This window comes from Mycobacterium sp. IS-1264 (assembly GCF_001954195.1).
Lineage (GTDB): Bacteria > Actinomycetota > Actinomycetes > Mycobacteriales > Mycobacteriaceae > Mycobacterium.
This window is the reverse complement of the sequence record NZ_MBES01000067.1, coordinates 140,542-157,120: the sequence shown is the minus strand read 5'-3', so window position 1 is coordinate 157,120 and position 16,579 is coordinate 140,542. Positions and strand designations below refer to the sequence as shown.

Here is a 16,579-nt window from a genome sequence, read left to right as displayed (position 1 = left end):
GGTGATGCCCAGTTCTCAGCTTCGGTTCGTAGCCGCCGCCCAGGATGACCCCCTGGCGCAGCCGCTGCTGGCCGAGCTGGCCGTCGAATACGCGCAGCGATACGGCGGTACGCCGAGTGCGCACCTGGCCTGGTTGCCGGTGCCGGCCGAGGAGCTGGCCGCGCCGGACGGCGGGCTGCTGATCGGCGTGCTGGAAGGCGTGCCGGTGACGGGTGGCGCGTTCCGGCGTTTCGACGACGAGACGGCCGAACTCAAGCGGATCTGGACCGACCGCGCGCATCGGCGCTGCGGGTACGCGAAGGCGTTGCTGGCGGCGCTGGAGGCGGAGACGGCGACGCGCGGCTACCGGCGGCTGTACCTGATCACCGGCAATCGCCAGCCCGAGGCCGAGGCGCTGTACGACGCGACCGGGTACACCCGGGTGCCGGCCGAGCCGATGCCGTCCTGGGGACCGTTTCATCCCATCGCGTTCGAGAAGATCCTCGCGGGGGGACCCGCATGACCGCTCCGCTGCATCTGGCCGTCGCACTGGACGGGTACGGCTGGCACCCGCAGGCCTGGCGTTCCACGCTGGCGTCCGACCCAGAAACCCCATCGGTGCTCAGCGGCGACTACTGGTCTCACCTGGCGGCCACCGCCGAGCGCGGGTTGCTCGACTTCCTCACCATCGATGACACGTTGATGCCGCAAATCGGCCGGGGCGAGCGCATTCATCCCGATCGCCTGACCGGCCGCGGCGACGCCGTGTTGATCGCGGCCCGCATCGCGCCGGCGACGCGCCACATCGGGCTGATCCCGGTGGCCACGGTGACCCACACCGAGCCGTTTCACATCTCCAAAGCCATTGCCACCCTTGACTTTGTCTCGCGCGGCCGGGCGGGTTGGCAACCGCGGGTGAGCGTCACCACACACGAGGCCGTGCTGTTCGGCCGGCGCGACGCGTCCCAAATTCCGCTCTTCGACGAGGCCACCGAGTACGTCGACGTGGTGCGGCGATTGTGGGACAGCTGGGAGGACGACGCGATCATCCGGGACGTGGCCACCGGGCGCTACGTCGACACGGACAAGCTGCACTACATCGACTTCGCCGGCAAGTACTTCTCCGTCAAGGGGCCCTCGATCACGCCGCGCCCGCCGCAGGGTCAGCCGGTGGTGGCCGCGTTGGCGCACGCCGGCCCCGTGTACGAATTCGCCGCCGCCACCGCAGATCTCGTCTTCGTCACGCCCACCGACGAGGCATCGGTCCGCGGCATTCTCGGCGAGGTGCGCACGGCGGGCGGCACCGAGCTGAAGGTGTTCGCCGACGTGGTCGTGTCGTTCGACGGCAACGGGGACTTCCGGTCCGATGCGCTCGTCTTCGCCGGCAGCGCAAAGGAATTGGTGGACCTGCTAGTGGAATGGCAACGGCTGGGCATCGACGGTGCGCGGCTGCGGCCGGCCGTCAACGCCACCGACCTTCCGGCGATCGTCGACGAGGTGGTGCCGCTGCTGCAGCGGGCCGGACGGTTCCGCGACGGCTATCGGGACGGCGAAACGCTGCGCGCGCGCCTCGGCCTGCCGGTCGCCGTCAACCGGTACACGGCGGTCAACCGATGAACGGGGTACCGATCTCGATCCTGGACCTCGCTCCGGTCAGCGAAGGCGGTGACGTCGCGACGGCGTTGCGCAACACCATCGAGCTGGCCCAGCGCGCGGAGGAGTGGGGTTTCCGCCGCTTCTGGATCGCCGAGCATCATTTCGTCGCGGTCGCCAGTGCCGCACCGGCCGTGTTGATCGGACAAATCGCGGCCGCTACCAACACGATTCGCGTCGGATCGGGTGCGGTGCAGCTCAGCCACACCACGGCCGCGGCGGTGGTCGAGAGCTTCGGCATGCTGGACGCGTTCTATCCGGGCCGCATCGATCTCGGCTTGGGCCGCTCGGCCCAGCGACGAATTTCGAAGCCGAAAGGTCCGCGACCCCCAAGGCCGGAACCGACGCGCGAGTGGCGCGAGGTCGACGGGGTGGTGATCCCGCCGCCGTTCGACCTGCGGGGGTTGCTGGGCAGCGGCCGGGTCAAGGCGAGCATGTCGGTCCTGCAGCAGCCCGAGGCGGTCGCGCCCGACTTCGAAGAGCAACTGGGCGACATCATCGCCATGCTCACGGGCACCTACGAAGTCGACGGCTTCGACCTGCATGCGGTGCCCGGCGAGGGCGCGGCGCTCACGCCGTGGATCTTCGGCAGCAGCAGGGGGCGCAGCGCCAAGGTGGCCGGCGCGCTGGGCCTTCCGTTCGTCGCCAGCTATCACATCACCCCCGCCACCGCGCTGGACGCCATCGACGCCTACCGGGACGCCTTCGTGCCGTCGGCGGCATTGGCGCGGCCCTATGTCGTGGTGTCGGCCGACATCGTGGTGGCCGACGACAGCGCCACCGCCACACACCTGGCGTCCAGCTATGGCCAGTGGGTCTACTCGATCCGGGCCGGGGGCGGCGCCATCCCGTATCCCGACCCCGACCACTGCGCGCCGCTGACCGACGAACAGCTGGCCGTGGTAAAAGACCGGATAGCAACCCAATTCGTGGGCAATCCGGATGAAGTCGCCGAGCGCCTGCACACCCTGCAGCGGGCTACCGACGCCGACGAACTCGTCATCACCTCGGTGACCCACCGCCACACCGACCGCCTGCGCTCGCACGAGCTCATCGCCAAACGATGGGGACTGGCCGAATGAGCGTTCGGGAGGGCAAGCAGCGCAAGCCCATTCACTTAGCCGCCCACTTCCCCGGGGTCAACAACACCACCGTGTGGACCGATCCCAACGCGGGCAGCCAGATCGATTTCGACTCGTTCGTGCACCTGGCCCGCACCGCCGAGCGCGGACTGTTCGACTTCTTCTTCCTGGCCGAGGGGCTGCGGCTGCGCGAGCACCGCGGCCGCATCTACGACCTGGATGTGGTGGGCCGGCCGGACACCTTCACCGTGCTCGCGGCCCTGGCGGGCGTCACCGACCGGATCGGGCTGACCGGCACGATCAACACCACCTTCAACGAACCATTCGAAGTGGCAAGGCAATTCGCGACCCTCGATCACCTGTCCGGCGGCCGCGCCGGATGGAACATCGTCACGTCGTCGGACGCCTTCACCGGCGCCAACTTCCGGCGCGGCGGATTTCTCGAGCACGCCGACCGCTACTTGCGCGCCGAGGAGTTTCTTACCGTCGCCCGCCAGTTCTGGGACAGCTGGGACGCCGATGCCGTGCTGGCCGACGTGCAAGCCGGGGTCTACGTCCAACCGGACCGGATCCACAGCGTCGAACATTCGGGCCCACAGTTCGAGGTGCGCGGCTTCGCGGCGGTGCCCGCCGGACCGCAAGGCCATCCGATCCTGCTGCAGGCCGGCGACTCCGACGACGGGCGCGCGTTCGGCGCCCGGCACGCCGATGCCCTGTTCACCCTGCATTCGTCGCTGGAAAACGGGCAGCGCTACTACGCCGACGTCAAGGGCCGGGCCACGTCCTACGGCCGAGACCCCAACCGGCTCAAGGTTTTTCCGGCGGCGACCTTCGTCATCGGCGACACCGACGCCGAGGCGGAGGAGAAGGCCCGCCACATCCGCTATCAGCAGGTCAGCGGCGCGACGGCGATCGCGATGCTCGAGCAGGTGTGGGGCCGCGAGCTCTCCGACCACGACCCGGACGGGCCGCTACCCGATTTCGATCCGGTCGTCGACAGCGACATCACCCAGGGGCGGGTGCGCCACGGTGACCCGGTCGCGGTGGCCCGCCGCTACCGCGAGCGCGCTGCAGCCGACAACCTGTCGATCCGCGAGCTCGTCATCGCCGTCACCAGCCGGCAGCAGTTCGTCGGCACCCCCGCCCGAATCGCCGACGAGATCGACCTTTACATCCAGGCCGACGCCTGCGACGGGTTCATCCTGGTGCCCCACCTGACACCCCATGGTTTGGACGAGTTCGTCGATCGCGTGGTCCCGCTCCTGCAGGAGCGCGGCGCGTTTCGCACCGAGTACAGCGGCGAAACGCTACGCGATCACCTTGGGCTCACTTGTGATACGCGTCGTCCTGGATGACCTTGACGCCGCGCCAGCCCCAGTAGACGCAGTGGCGCTGGATCAGGCCGTCGGCGATCTCCATGACCTCGACGAAATCCATCTGCTCGCCGTCGGGTGTAGCGCGCGGGTACTCGAAGATCATCGTCCGGTTGCCGTCGGTGAGATAGCCGGTCCGGTAGTAGGTGCGCAACGGCGGCTTTCGCGCCGCGACCCGTTCGAGCAGCGGCCGCAACTCGTCGTGCCCGCGGCACACCCCGGTCTCGGTGCCCATCGTCAACGGCACCGCCGGGCTCTCCAAGACCGCGTCGGGGGCGTAGAGCGCGAGTAGCGCCTCCACGTCGTCGTTGCTGAGCGCTTCGTCCCAGTCGTGGTAGATCCGTTCGGCGGATTGCTGAAAACTTTCGTTGCTTGACATGTCCCTCCTTTCATTGCGCCAGCGCGAGTGCCCGATCGGTCGCCTCCCGGACGGGGCCGCGCCACACATCGCCGTGACCGGGCAGCAGCACCTCGATGTCCAGCAGCGCGAGCGCGCTCAGGCTGCGCAGGCAATTCTGTTGGCTGTGGCTGAACACCGCCGGTAGCAGCTGCGGCCCGCTGTGCCGCAGCAACGGATGGCCGGTGATCAACGCGTCGCCGCTGGCCAGCACCCCGTCGACGACGTACGAGCAATGCCCGCTGGTGTGCCCGGGCGTGGCAATGGCCATCGGGTGACCGGGCAGGCCGGCGGCCGTCTCGGCGGTCAGCGGCTGCGTGGTCGGGATGCCGTCGCGGATCAGGCCGCCACTGCGGACCACGTGGAGGCCCCAGACCGCCCACCGCGGCCGCCAAATGCGCAGGGCGACATCGAGAATCGACACCTGTTCCAGGTACTCCCGCTTGGCGTGGCCCACTTCGTCGGCGTGGCAGTACACGGGTGTGCCGTGCTCGCTCGCGAACCAGATCGCCGAGCCCAGGTGGTCGATGTGCGCGTGCGTCAGCAGGATGGCGCGAACGTCGCCCGCGCCGTAGCCCAGCTGCCGCAGCGAGGCCAGTACCGCCTCCCGGTCGCCGGGGTAGCCGGCGTCGATCAGCATGACGCCGGTCCCGTCGACAACCACCGTCCAGTTAACGGCCGGACCCTGGGCGAGGTACACGGTGTCGGTGACCTGAACAAGGTTCGGTGCCGGTCCCATGTCCCCCGAGTGTAGGAGTAGAAATAACCCGTGGCCGAACTCAAACTTGGATACAAAGCCTCCGCTGAACAATTCGCTCCGCGCGAGCTCGTCGAACTGGCTGTCGCCGCCGAAGCGCACGGCATGGACAGCGCCACCGTCAGTGATCACTTCCAGCCGTGGCGGCACAAGGGCGGACACGCCCCGTTTTCACTGGCCTGGATGACCGCCGTCGGCGAACGCACCGAACGGCTCGTCCTGGGCACGTCGGTGCTCACGCCGACCTTCCGGTACAACCCCGCCGTCATCGCCCAGGCCTTCGCCACGATGGGCTGCCTGTACCCGAACCGCATCTTCCTCGGTGTCGGCACCGGCGAGGCTCTCAACGAGATCGCCACCGGATACGAGGGCGAGTGGCCGGAGTTCAAGGAGCGCTATGCGCGGCTGCGCGAGTCGGTGCGGTTGATGCGCGAACTGTGGCTCGGCGACCGCGTCGACTTCGAGGGCGAGTACTACAAGACCAAGGGCGCGTCGATCTACGACGTGCCCGAGGGCGGTATCCCGATCTACATCGCCGCGGGCGGACCGCAGGTCGCCAAGTACGCCGGGCGCGCCGGCGACGGGTTCATCTGCACCTCCGGCAAGGGCGAAGAGCTCTACAAGGACAAGCTGATCCCCGCGATGCGCGAGGGCGCCGAAGCGGCGGGCAAAAACCCCGACGACGTCGACCGGATGATCGAGATCAAGATCTCCTACGACACCGACCCCGAACTGGCCCGGGAGAACACCCGATTCTGGGCGCCGCTGTCGCTGACCGCCGAGCAGAAGCACAGCATCGACGACCCGATCGAGATGGAGAAGGCCGCCGACGCGCTGCCGATCGAGCAGATCACCAAGCGCTGGATCGTGGCGTCGGATCCCGACGAGGCGGTCGAAAAGGTCGGCCAGTACGTGCAATGGGGCCTCAACCACTTGGTGTTCCACGCGCCCGGCCACGACCAGCGCCGGTTCCTGGAGCTCTTCGAAAAGGACCTGGCGCCCAGGTTGCGGCGACTTGGCTGAAGCCGCTGGAGCCGGTTCGGGGATCTACATCGCGGCGCCCGAGCCCGAGACCGGCAAGTCGACGATCGCGCTGGGGCTGCTCAACCGACTGACCGCGACCGTCGCCAAAGTCGGTGTGTTCCGGCCGATTGCCCGCCACGACGGCGATCGGGACTACATCCTGGAATTGCTGCTGACGCGCACCACCGCGGGGCTGCCCTACGAGCGGTGCGTCGGCGTCACCTACCAGCAGCTGCACGCCGATACCGACGCCGCGATCGCCACCATCGTCGACGCCTACCACGCGATGGCGCAGGAGTGCGACGCGGTGGTGATCGTCGGCAGCGACTTTACCGACCTGGGAGGGGCAGCGAGCCCCGCCGAGCTCTCGGCCAACGCCCGGATCGCGGTCAACCTCGGCGCCCCGGTGCTGCTGACGGTGAGCGGAAAGGGCCGCAGCCCAACCGAAGTCGCCAGCGTCGTCACCCTGTGCCTCGCCGAGCTGCTGGCCCAGCGCGCCCACACCGCCGCGGTCGTGGCCAACCGCTGTGAGCCCACGGAACTGGACGCCGTCGCGGAAGCGCTGCGCTCGTTCGTCCCGCCCAGTTATGTGCTGCCGGACGATCCGCTGCTGTCGGCGCCGACGGTGGCCGAATTGCAGCAAGCGGTGGGCGGGACGCTGGTCAGCGGAGACGCCGAGCTGGTGGGACGCGAGGCGATGAACGTGCTGGTGGCCGGGATGACGGCGGACCACGTGCTGGAACGGCTCCGCGACGCCACGGCGGTAATCACCCCCGGCGACCGTTCCGACGTCGTGCTGGCCGTCGCGAGCGCCCATGCGGCCGAAGGCTTTCCGTCACTGTGCTGCCTGATCCTCAACGGCGGATTCGACCTGCATCCGTCGATCTCGGCGCTGGTGTCGGGTCTGCGGCTGCGGCTACCCATCATCGCCACCGAGCTGGGCACCTACGACGCGGCCAGCGCGGTCGCCTCGGCGCGCGGCCGGGTCACCGCCACGTCGCAGCGCAAGATCGACACGGCCGTGGAGCTGATGGAGCGCCATGTGGATATCGCGGATCTGCTGGCGCAGCTTGCCATTCCGATCCCGACGGTCACCACGCCGCAGATGTTCACCCACCGGCTGTCGCAGCAGGCGCGCTCGGATCGCAAGCGCATCGTGCTGCCCGAGGGCGACGACGACCGGATCCTCAAGGCGGCCGGACGGGTGCTCAAGCGGTGCATCGCCGACCTGACCATCCTGGGCGACGAGGCCCGGATCCGTTTGCGCTCGGCGGAACTCGGGGTCGACCTGAGCGCGGCAAAGATCGTCGACCCGGACGACGAGGACCTGCGAAACCGGTTCGCCGAACAGTACGCCGAGTTGCGCAAGGAGAAGGGCACCACCGTCGAGCAGGCACACGAGATGATGCACGACGTCTCGTATTTCGGGACCATGCTGGTGCACAACGGCATGGTGGACGGCATGGTGTCCGGTGCCGTCCACACCACGGCGCACACCGTTCGCCCGGCGTTCGAGATCATCAGGACCGCTCCGGACGTCTCCACGGTGTCGAGCGTCTTTCTGATGTGCCTGTCCGATCGGGTGCTGGCGTACGGTGACTGCGCGATCGTCCCGGATCCCACGCCCGAACAGCTCGCGGACATCGCGATCAGCTCGGCGCGCACCGCCGCCCAGTTCGGCATCGAGCCGAAAGTGGCCATGCTGTCCTATTCCACCGGCGATTCGGGCTCCGGCGTCGACGTCGACAAGGTCAGGGCGGCAACGGAGTTGGTGCGCGCGCGGGACCCGCAGCTGCCGGTCGAGGGGCCCATCCAGTACGACGCCGCGATCGAACCCTCGGTCGCGGCCACCAAGCTGCGTGACTCGCCGGTGGCCGGTCACGCCACGGTGCTGATCTTTCCCGACCTCAACACCGGCAACAACACCTATAAGGCGGTGCAGCGCAGCGCCGGGGCGATCGCGATCGGGCCGGTACTGCAGGGTCTGCGCAAGCCCGTGAACGACTTATCCCGCGGTGCGCTGGTCGAAGACATCGTCAATACCATTGCCATCACCGCGATTCAGGCGCAGGGCGTGCACGATGGCCGGTAGCACTGTCCTGGTGATCAACTCCGGCTCGTCATCGCTGAAATACCAGCTGGTCGACCCCGATTCGGGCACGGCCCGCGCGACCGGCAACGTCGAGAGCATCGGCGAGCCGTCGTCTCGGGTCGCCGACCATGAGGAGGCGTTGCGCCTGGCGTTCGAGCACCTGGCCGAGGGCGGCATAGACCTGAAGTCGTGCGGCCTGCTGGCGGTCGGGCACCGGGTCGTTCACGGAGGCAACAAGTTTCATGCTCCGACGTTGGTCGACGACGCGGTTATCGCCGACCTCGACGCGCTGTCGGAACTTGCCCCGTTGCACAATCCGCCCGCGGTGCGGGCAATCAAGGTGGCGCGGAAGCTGCTGCCCGGGGTTCCGCACGTCGCGGTGTTCGATACGGCGTTCTTCCATGATTTGCCGCCCGCGGCGTCGACCTACGCCATCGACCGTGGCCTGGCCGAGCGGTGGCAGATCCGCCGCTACGGATTTCATGGCACGTCGCACCGGTATGTCAGCGAGCAGGCCGCCGCGTTTCTCGGCCGGCCGCGCGACGGCCTGAAGCAGATCGTGCTGCATCTGGGAAACGGCGCCTCGGCCTCGGCGATCGCCGACAGCCGGCCCATCGACACCTCGATGGGCCTGACCCCGCTGGAGGGCCTGGTGATGGGGACCCGCAGCGGTGACATCGACCCGGGCGTGATCGGCTACCTGTGGCGCACCGCGAAGATGAGTGTGGACGAGATCGAGTCGATGCTCAACCACCGCTCAGGCGTCTGGGGCCTGGCCGGCGAGCGTGACTTCCGCCGGTTGCGGGCGATGATCGAATCAGGAGACAGCGCAGCGCAATTGGCCTACAGCGTATTCATTCACCGGCTACGCAAGTACATCGGCGCCTACCTGGCGGTGCTCGGCCATACCGACGTGATCAGCTTCACCGCCGGAATCGGCGAGAACGATCCGGCGGTGCGCCGCGACGCCGTGGCCGGCATGGAGGAGCTGGGCATCGTGCTCGACCAGGCGCGCAACCTCGGGGCCGGCAAGGGTGCGCGACAGATTTCCGCCGACGACTCGCCGATCACCGTGCTGGTGGTCCCGACCGACGAAGAGCTCGCCATCGCCCGCGACTGCGTCAGCCTGTTGGGCAGCTCAACCTAAAAGGTTTAGTCGCGAGTGTGCGTTGAGGGCTCTGAGTGTGCGATCACGCCGCCCACGATGCACACTCGATGAGCACTGTGCATAGACGAAGTCGCGATTGGCCGTGTTGTGCAAGTGTCGCGGCATGCGGCACCTGGGAGAACCGTTCATCGGTAGCGAGGCACTGAAGCTGGGCGAGGTGACCCGCCACCAACTGCGCAGCTACTACCGCGCGCTGTTTCCTAATGTCTATCTTTCGCGGGATGGAGAGGCGTCGCTCGAACGGCGTATCGCGGGCGCCTGGCTCTGGTCGGGCCGTCGGGCGACGATTGCGGGCGCCGCCGCCGCCAGATTGCATGGCGCCGAATGGATTCCCGACGATGTTCCGGTGGAGCTGATCCATGCCAATCCCCGCGCACCTCGCGGCGTGCTGACGCGGCGCGACGCGCTGCTCGACGGCGAGACGCAGATTATCGACGGCCGCGCCGTCACCACGCCCGAGCGAACCGCGTTCGACATCGGCCGGCGCGGGGCTGTTCATTCGGCCGTTGCGCGGCTGGACACGCTGGCATATGCGACGGGCTTCAAAGTCGACGACGTATTGCGAATCGCCGCAGGCCATCCGGGCTCGCCTGGAATCCGGCGGCTGCAGGCCGCGCTGGAGCTGGTTGACGCGGGCTCGCAGTCGCCGCGGGAGAGCTACCTGCGCCTGCTGCTCATCGATGCGGGTCTGCCGAGGCCGCAGACCCAGATCCCGGTGCTGGGTGTCGACGGCATTCCGGTCGCCTACCTCGCCATGGGCTGGGAGGAGCGGATGGTCGCCGTCGTACTCGACGGCGACCATCACCGCAGCGAACGCCGGCAGTACGTCAAAGACATTCGGCGGCAGGAGATGCTGGAGCGACTGGGTTGGACCATCGTCCGGGTCGTCGCTGAGGACAACCCCGCCGCTACCATCCGACGAGTCAAATCCGCGCTGGCCGCATCGAGTGTGCACCAAGGGCTTTGAGTGTGCGCGCAGGCCGCCCAGGATGCACACTCGAGAACAAGATCAGAACGTGCTTGTCGGCCGCACCTTGTTGGCCATGTCCACCAACGTGTAGCGGTGCCGCTGGGTGGGCGCGACGCGAGCCAGGGCGCGCAGCGACGCCTCGACGCCCAGCCGCAGCCCGTGTTCGGTGAACGGGAAACCGAGGATGTGGTTGGTGCTGGCGTCGTTGTCCTCGAGCCAGTCCATCGCCCCACCCAGAACCAGGGCGCGGATCTGCAGCACCCGCGGTTCGGTGGGCGGCAGCGCCTCCACGCGTCGCGCGGCGTCGCGGATCTGCTCCTCGGTGATTTCGTTCGTCGAGCGGCCCGACATCAGCGTGACCGCACTCGTCAGGCGCGCTGTGGTGAAATGCCGTGAGGTGGCCGGGACTTCGTCGAGGGTGCGCACCGCCGCGGCCCGATCACCCTCGGCGGAAAGCGCCCGGGCCAAACCGAAGGCCGCGGAGATCACGCCGTCGTTCGTCTTCCACACCGTCTCGTAGTACATGTGCTCGTCGGTGCTGCCGGCCAGCTCGGCGGTGGCGGCCAGCGCCAGTTTGGGCGCCAGCTCGCCGGGGAAGGTGTCCAGCACCTCGGTGAAATGCTTGATGGCGGAGTCGTAGTCGCCGGTGAGCAGTTCCGCGACGGCCCGGTACCAGACCAGCCGCCAGCGCCAGCCGACCCGCTCGGCCAGGTCGTCGATCTTGCGAGTGGCCTTGGCCACGTCGCCGAGGTCCAGCAGCGCGCGGACTTCCATCAGCGGCAGCTCCACCGACTCGGATACGTCGGCACCTTCGGCGTCCAGCGAGCCGTGGCGGGCGGCGCGCAGCGAGTCCAGCGTCTGCACCGGCTGGGACAGCACCGTCGCCTGCAGCACCGGCGCGGCGACATCCGTCGGATCGACCAGCGGCACCGGCAGGGCCGTCACGATCTCCCGGGCGGTCAGCCTCTCCGAATGCACCTGGCCGTCCAGGTACACGTCGGTGTGCGCGACCAGCAGGTCCACCCCGAACGTCGAGCGGCTCGGGGAAAAGATCGTCGACAGCCCCGGCCGCGGCACCCCGGTGTCCTGCGCGACCACTTCCCGTAGCACGCCCATCAATTGGGCGGACATCTCGTCGGCGGTGGAAAACCGGCGCCGGGGGTCCGGGTCGGTGGCGCGGCGCAGCAGCCGGCCGAACGAGTCGTATTTGGCCAGCACCGGGTCGTCCTCGGGCAGCCCGTCCACGTAGCGGCCGTTGCGGGTGCGCAGGTTCAGCGTCAACGCCGCCAATGTCCGCCCCACCGTGTAGATGTCGGTGGCGACCGTGGGTCCCGTCCGCACGATTTCCGGCGCCTGGAAACCGGGTGTGCCATAGAGATAACCGAAGGAATTGATCCGCGACACCGCGCCCAAGTCGATCAACTTGAGCTGCTCCTCGGTCAGCATGATGTTCTCCGGCTTCAGGTCGTTGTAGACCAGGCCGATGGAATGCAGATAGCTCAGCGCGGGCAGGATTTCCAGCAGGTAGGCGACGGCCTCCGCGACCGGCAGCTTGTCCGCCTTGCCGTCCTTGAGGCCCCGCTTGAGCGACTGCCCGCCGATGTACTCCATGACGATGTAGCCGACCGGGTCGCCGTGGCGGTCGGTGTGTTCCACGAAGTTGAAGATCTGCACGATCTGCGGGTGCACCACCTCGGCGAGGAATTGCCGTTCGGCCATCGCGATCGCCTGCGCCTCGGCGTCCCCGGAGTGCACCAGGCCTTTGAGCACCACCGGGCGGTCGTTGACGTTGTGGTCGACCGCCAGATACACCCAGCCCAGCCCGCCGTGTGCGATGCAGCCCTTGACCTCGTACTGGCCGGCGACGATGTCGCCGGGATTCAGCTGGGGCAGGAACGTATACGGACTGCCGCAGGATGGGCACCAGCCCTCCGACGCCCCCTTGCCCTCTTCCCCGGACCGGCCGACGGGCTTTCCGCAGTTCCAGCAGAACCGCTTCGATTCCGGCACCACCGGGTTGGTCATCAGGGCTTCGCGCGGATCGATGTCCCGCACCCGCGGGATCTCGACCAGCCCGCCGCCGAGCTGCCTGGTCGGCGGCAACACGCGGGTGGCGACGGTCCGCTCCTGCGGTTCGGTATCGACACCGTGGATGAGTGGGAAGTCGTCGTCATCGTCGTCGAAATCGGGACGGAACAGGGCCTGGGTGGCCTGCAGCCGTCCCGTCGGCATCCCACCGGTCTGGGTGTCCGGCGGCTGCGTCGCGGGACTGACGTCCTCGTCCGGTTGGTCGGCGGGTTCGCGCGCCTCGGGGTTTTTGTCCGCTTTCTTCATCGGCTCGGCCATCAGTCCACATACCTCGGCGCGGGCGGGGCGGGCGCCGGGCCCAGCACCGTCAACCACTTGCGGTACAACGTGTTCCACGTGCCGTCCCGGCGGATCCGCTCCAGCGTGCCGTTGACGAAGCGGACCAGTCCCGTGTTGTTCAGGTTGATCCCGATGCCGTAGGGCTGGGTGGCCAGGTTCGGTCCGACGATGTGCAAGTAGGGGTCCTCTTCGACCAATCCGGCCAGGATCGAGTCGTCGGTGCTGACCGCGTCGATCTCCCGCTGCTGCATCGCCACGAGGCAGTCGGCCCAGTTCACCACCGACACCACGACCGGCGGCGGCACGATCTCCCGAATCCGTTGCAGCGACGTCGTGCCCCGCGCCACGCAGACCCGCTTGCCGGACAGGTCGGCCGCCCTGGCGATCGGCGAGTCACGCGGGGCCAGGATGCGCTGGTTGGCGTCGAGGTAGACCGTCGAGAAGTTCACCAGCTTGCGCCGCTCGCAGGTGATGGTCATGGTCTTGACGACGACGTCGACCTCGGATTGCTGCAGCGCGGTGACGCGCTCGTCGGACGACAGGATCCGGTACTCGACGTGCGACGGGGCGCCGAAGATGTCGCGTGCGATCTCGCCCGCGATGTCGACGTCGAAGCCGCTGATCTCGCCGGTGATCGGGTCGCGGAAGCTGAACAGGTTGCTGCCGATGTCGAGCCCGACGATCAGCCTGCCGCGGGCGCGGATGTCGGCCACCGCGGCGTCGGCCTCGGGCTTGGTGGCGAAGGGCCGCAGGCTTGCGGTCGCGTCGCAGTCCTGGGTGGAGTCACGCTGCGGCAGCGGCGGCTCCGGGGGCAGCTGGTCCATGCCGACCGGCGAGGGTGGCGGCAGCGTCGGCACCGTGGCCACCGTCAGCGACTCGGTGTGGCTGCAACCCGCCAGGACGACCGCGGCGGCGACTGCGCCGCACACCCGTCGAACCCGGGCCGGGCGAACCATTATCGATACTCCTTCAGCCGCGGCCACAGGCCCAGCGCCACCGCGATGGCGGCGCCCAGGCTGAGCACCACGCCGCCGACCTGGGCGCCCGACAGACCGCCGCGCGCGGCGAGGACGTCGTTGCGCAGGTGGATGCGGCTTTGGTCCATGGCCTTGCCCAGCTGATCTTCGAGCTTGTCGAAGGCGGGGGTGGAGTCGTCCTCGCCGCTACCCAGCGCGACCTGGGTGGCGGCCCGGTAATTGCCCACCGAGATGTACGAGTTGATCCGGTCGTTGGCCTGCCGCCAACGGACCAGCAGCTGATCGGCGCCCTGCAGGTCGGGCTTGTCGACGGCATCGCTGCGCGTCATGTACTGCTCGAGCTGGGTGTGCATCGAGTCGATCCGCTCGTAAAACGACTGCTTGCGCCGGTCCTCGTCGCCGCGCCGGATCAGCGACAGCGTCTCGTCGGCTCGCGCTTGTTGAGCGGTGATCGCGACATTGGTCACCGTCTTAAGTGACTCCGCCGCAGTGTCTTTTGCGCTCCGACTCGCGGTCGTCGAGATTGTCAGCGCAGTTCCGACCCACACCACCATGACGAGGATACCGAGCGCGCCGACCACCAGCCCCGGGTTGATCCGGCGCCGGGTGCGCCGGGCCAGCCAGCGATGGGAGAACGCGCCGAAGACCACCGTCGTGGCGACGACCAGGATCACCGGAGCCGGGAAGTGGGTCGACGCTGTCGTCTCCGTATCCACCCGGTCGGCCGTGGCCTGGTAGAGCTGCGCCGCGTCGGGCAGGATCGTCGATTGCATCAGCCCGGAGGCCTCGGACAGGTAGGCCGCGCCGACTGGGTTGCCCGCCCGGTTGTTGGTTCGCGCGATCTCGATCAGGCCGGTGTATACGGCCAGTTCGGCGTTGATCTTGCCCAGCAATTGCACCAGCGGTTCGTCGGTTAGCCCACTTGATGCCCGGGTCACGGCCGACGCGGCGTCGGTGATGGCCTGCTCGTAGCGCTGCCGGACCGGGCGCGGCTCGGCCTGGGCGATGAACGCGGTGGCGGCCGCGGCGTCGGCCACCGACAACGTGGTGTACAGCCGCCCGGCGGCGAACGAGAGCGGCTCGGTGTGGTTGAGCACCGTGGTCAGCACCTGCTGCCGGTGATTGATGGTCGTCGAGGTGGCAAAGGCGCTGGAGACGCCGAGCGCCGCCAGCACGATCCCGATGGTCAAGATGCGGCCCGGCGTCGTCGAGATGAACCACCAGCGTGGATGAGCCGGTTCGGCCGGCGACCGCGACCCCAGCGGCTCGGTCGACGGGTGCGCCAGCTCAACCGTCACGTCTGTTCAGACCTCAGCTTTCGGCCTCGAAAAAGTCGCTGTACGAACCTTTAAGCGAATTCTAAGAGAATGTTCCGGCGTGTGGGGGGAGGCGGAGGCAATTGGGCCCGGGCGTCGCAGACCTGCATATCCTGAACTCGTGCAGGGCGACGGTGACGGATGGGTGATATCCGACGGCGGCGTCCACTATTGGGGTCGCTTCGGCGCGGCCGGTCTGTTGCTGCGGGCTCCGCGACCCGACGGCACCCCGGCGGTGCTGCTTCAGCATCGCGCCGTGTGGAGCCATCAGGGCGGCACGTGGGGGTTACCGGGCGGTGCCCGCGACAGCCACGAGTCCCCGGAGGAGACGGCGGTCCGCGAAGCGCGCGAGGAGGCGGGGCTGCTCGCCGAGCTGCTTGCCGTGCGGGCGACCGTGGTCACCGCCGAGGTCTCCGGCTATGGCGGTGCCCGGTGGAGCTACACCACGGTCGTGGCCGACGCCGCCGAGCTGCTGCACACCGTGCCCAACCGGGAAAGCGCCGAGCTGCGCTGGGTCGGTGAGGACGAGGTCGCCGACCTGCCGCTGCATCCGGGCTTCGCCGCCAGCTGGCAGCGGCTGCGCACCGCCCCGGCCCTGGTGCCGCTGGGCCATGCCGACGAACGACGGCAGCGCCTGCCGCGAACGTTGGAGATCGAGGCCGGGGTATTCGTCTGGTGCATGCCGGGCGACGCGAATCAGGAGCCTTCGCCGCTGAGCCCGCGGATCAGCTCGCTGCTGCAAGCGCTGACTTGAGCCGCTGCGCCGCGGCGCCCGGATCCTCGGCCGCGGTGATCGCCCGCACCACCACGACCCGGCGGGCTCCGGCCTCGAGCACCTGGGGCAGCCGCTGGGCGTCGATGCCGCCGATCGCGAACCACGGCTTGTCGGAACCCAGTTCGGCGGCGGCGCGCACCAGTCGCAGACCGGGCGCCGCGCGACCCGGCTTGGTTGGGGTGGGCCAGCAGGGGCCGACGCAGAAGTAGTCGGCCTCGCCCGCGGCGGCAGTGGCCTCGTCCCGGTTGTGGCTGGACAGGCCGATCAGCACCTCCGGCCCGACGATGTCGCGGGCCACGGCAAGCGGCAGGTCGCCCTGTCCCAGATGCAGCGCGTCCGCGCCGGCCGCGCGGGCGATATCGGCCCGGTCGTTGACGGCGAACAACGCGCCGTGCCGGCGCGCGGCGTCCGCGAGGATCTCACACGCCGCCAGCTCGTCGCGTGCCTCGAGCGGTCCGAACCGCCGCTCACCGGCCGAGCCCTTGTCCCGGAGCTGGATGATGTCGACCCCGCCGGCCAACACGGCGTCGGCGAATTGGGCCAGGTCGCCGCGCTCGCGCCGGGCGTCGGTGCACAGGTACAGCCGGGCCGCGGCCAGCCGCGCGAGACGTTCGTGCACACCGCGACGCTAGCGCGCTAGCGTAGGGCAG

At 68.8% G+C, this 16,579-nt stretch carries 15 protein-coding genes; 9 read left to right on the top strand and 6 right to left on the bottom strand.

Annotated elements, in window-relative coordinates; all coding sequences use genetic code 11:
- Positions 1 to 4: 4 nt before the first annotated feature.
- From A5744_RS16345 to A5744_RS16330, 4 genes are read left to right on the top strand one after another with little or no spacing between them, the layout of a single operon-like run.
- On the top strand, positions 5 to 502 hold the full coding sequence (locus A5744_RS16345; RefSeq protein ID WP_076062711.1) for a GNAT family N-acetyltransferase: 498 nt from the start codon (positions 5 to 7) through the stop codon (positions 500 to 502).
- Positions 499 to 1,596: an LLM class flavin-dependent oxidoreductase gene (locus tag A5744_RS16340; RefSeq protein WP_076062709.1), complete on the top strand. Its 1,098-nt coding sequence runs from the start codon at positions 499 to 501 to the stop codon at positions 1,594 to 1,596. Before A5744_RS16345 ends, A5744_RS16340 begins: the two co-directional genes overlap by 4 nt.
- Positions 1,593 to 2,714, top strand: coding sequence for an LLM class flavin-dependent oxidoreductase (locus tag A5744_RS16335; protein WP_076062707.1), 1,122 nt, complete (start codon positions 1,593 to 1,595; stop codon positions 2,712 to 2,714). Before A5744_RS16340 ends, A5744_RS16335 begins: the two co-directional genes overlap by 4 nt.
- The gene (locus A5744_RS16330) at positions 2,711 to 4,069 is read left to right on the top strand and encodes an NtaA/DmoA family FMN-dependent monooxygenase (RefSeq protein WP_076062706.1); all 1,359 of its coding nucleotides are present in this window, start codon (positions 2,711 to 2,713) and stop codon (positions 4,067 to 4,069) included. The genes A5744_RS16335 and A5744_RS16330 overlap by 4 nt, the downstream gene beginning before the upstream one ends.
- Here the strand turns inward: A5744_RS16330 and A5744_RS16325 are convergent.
- Entirely contained in the window at positions 4,041 to 4,466 is a 426-nt protein-coding gene (locus tag A5744_RS16325; protein ID WP_076062704.1) for a nuclear transport factor 2 family protein, read from the bottom strand. The two genes, A5744_RS16330 and A5744_RS16325, sit on opposite strands and share 29 nt — an antisense overlap.
- 10 nt (positions 4,467 to 4,476) lie before the next feature.
- The gene (locus A5744_RS16320) at positions 4,477 to 5,223 is read right to left on the bottom strand and encodes an MBL fold metallo-hydrolase (RefSeq protein WP_076062702.1); all 747 of its coding nucleotides are present in this window, start codon (positions 5,221 to 5,223) and stop codon (positions 4,477 to 4,479) included.
- Between the two features lie 30 nt (positions 5,224 to 5,253).
- On the opposite strand from A5744_RS16320, the gene fgd reads away from it, so the two are divergent.
- The 4 genes from fgd (at position 5,254) to A5744_RS16300 (ending at position 10,491) form a co-directional block, all read left to right on the top strand.
- Positions 5,254 to 6,264, top strand: a complete 1,011-nt coding sequence (gene fgd / locus A5744_RS16315) for a glucose-6-phosphate dehydrogenase (coenzyme-F420) (RefSeq protein ID WP_076062700.1) — start codon at positions 5,254 to 5,256, stop codon at positions 6,262 to 6,264.
- A complete protein-coding gene (gene pta, locus A5744_RS16310; protein WP_076062698.1) occupies positions 6,257 to 8,356 on the top strand; it encodes a phosphate acetyltransferase in 2,100 nt (699 codons plus the stop codon). Before fgd ends, pta begins: the two co-directional genes overlap by 8 nt.
- On the top strand, positions 8,346 to 9,503 hold the full coding sequence (locus A5744_RS16305) for an acetate kinase (protein ID WP_076062696.1): 1,158 nt from the start codon (positions 8,346 to 8,348) through the stop codon (positions 9,501 to 9,503). Before pta ends, A5744_RS16305 begins: the two co-directional genes overlap by 11 nt.
- 124 nt (positions 9,504 to 9,627) lie before the next feature.
- Positions 9,628 to 10,491, top strand: a complete 864-nt coding sequence (locus A5744_RS16300; protein WP_076062695.1) for a hypothetical protein — start codon at positions 9,628 to 9,630, stop codon at positions 10,489 to 10,491.
- Positions 10,492 to 10,533: 42 nt separating this feature from the next.
- On the opposite strand, the gene A5744_RS16295 is transcribed toward A5744_RS16300, so the two are convergent.
- From A5744_RS16295 to glnX, 3 genes are read right to left on the bottom strand one after another with little or no spacing between them, the layout of a single operon-like run.
- Positions 10,534 to 12,840 (bottom strand): serine/threonine-protein kinase PknG, encoded by a 2,307-nt coding sequence (locus A5744_RS16295; protein WP_076062693.1) that lies wholly within the window; start codon positions 12,838 to 12,840, stop codon positions 10,534 to 10,536.
- Positions 12,840 to 13,817: a glutamate ABC transporter substrate-binding protein gene (locus A5744_RS16290; protein ID WP_076062691.1), complete on the bottom strand. Its 978-nt coding sequence runs from the start codon at positions 13,815 to 13,817 to the stop codon at positions 12,840 to 12,842. Before A5744_RS16290 ends, A5744_RS16295 begins: the two co-directional genes overlap by 1 nt.
- Positions 13,817 to 15,136, bottom strand: coding sequence for a protein kinase G-activating protein GlnX (gene glnX, locus A5744_RS16285; protein ID WP_076062690.1), 1,320 nt, complete (start codon positions 15,134 to 15,136; stop codon positions 13,817 to 13,819). Before glnX ends, A5744_RS16290 begins: the two co-directional genes overlap by 1 nt.
- Before the next feature lie 139 nt (positions 15,137 to 15,275).
- Between glnX and A5744_RS16280 the strand changes: the two genes are divergently transcribed.
- The gene (locus A5744_RS16280) at positions 15,276 to 15,908 is read left to right on the top strand and encodes an NUDIX hydrolase (RefSeq protein ID WP_076062688.1); all 633 of its coding nucleotides are present in this window, start codon (positions 15,276 to 15,278) and stop codon (positions 15,906 to 15,908) included.
- On the opposite strand, the gene thiE is transcribed toward A5744_RS16280, so the two are convergent.
- The gene (gene thiE, locus A5744_RS16275) at positions 15,880 to 16,548 is read right to left on the bottom strand and encodes a thiamine phosphate synthase (RefSeq protein WP_076062686.1); all 669 of its coding nucleotides are present in this window, start codon (positions 16,546 to 16,548) and stop codon (positions 15,880 to 15,882) included. The genes A5744_RS16280 and thiE overlap by 29 nt on opposite strands.
- Positions 16,549 to 16,579 lie beyond the last annotated feature (31 nt).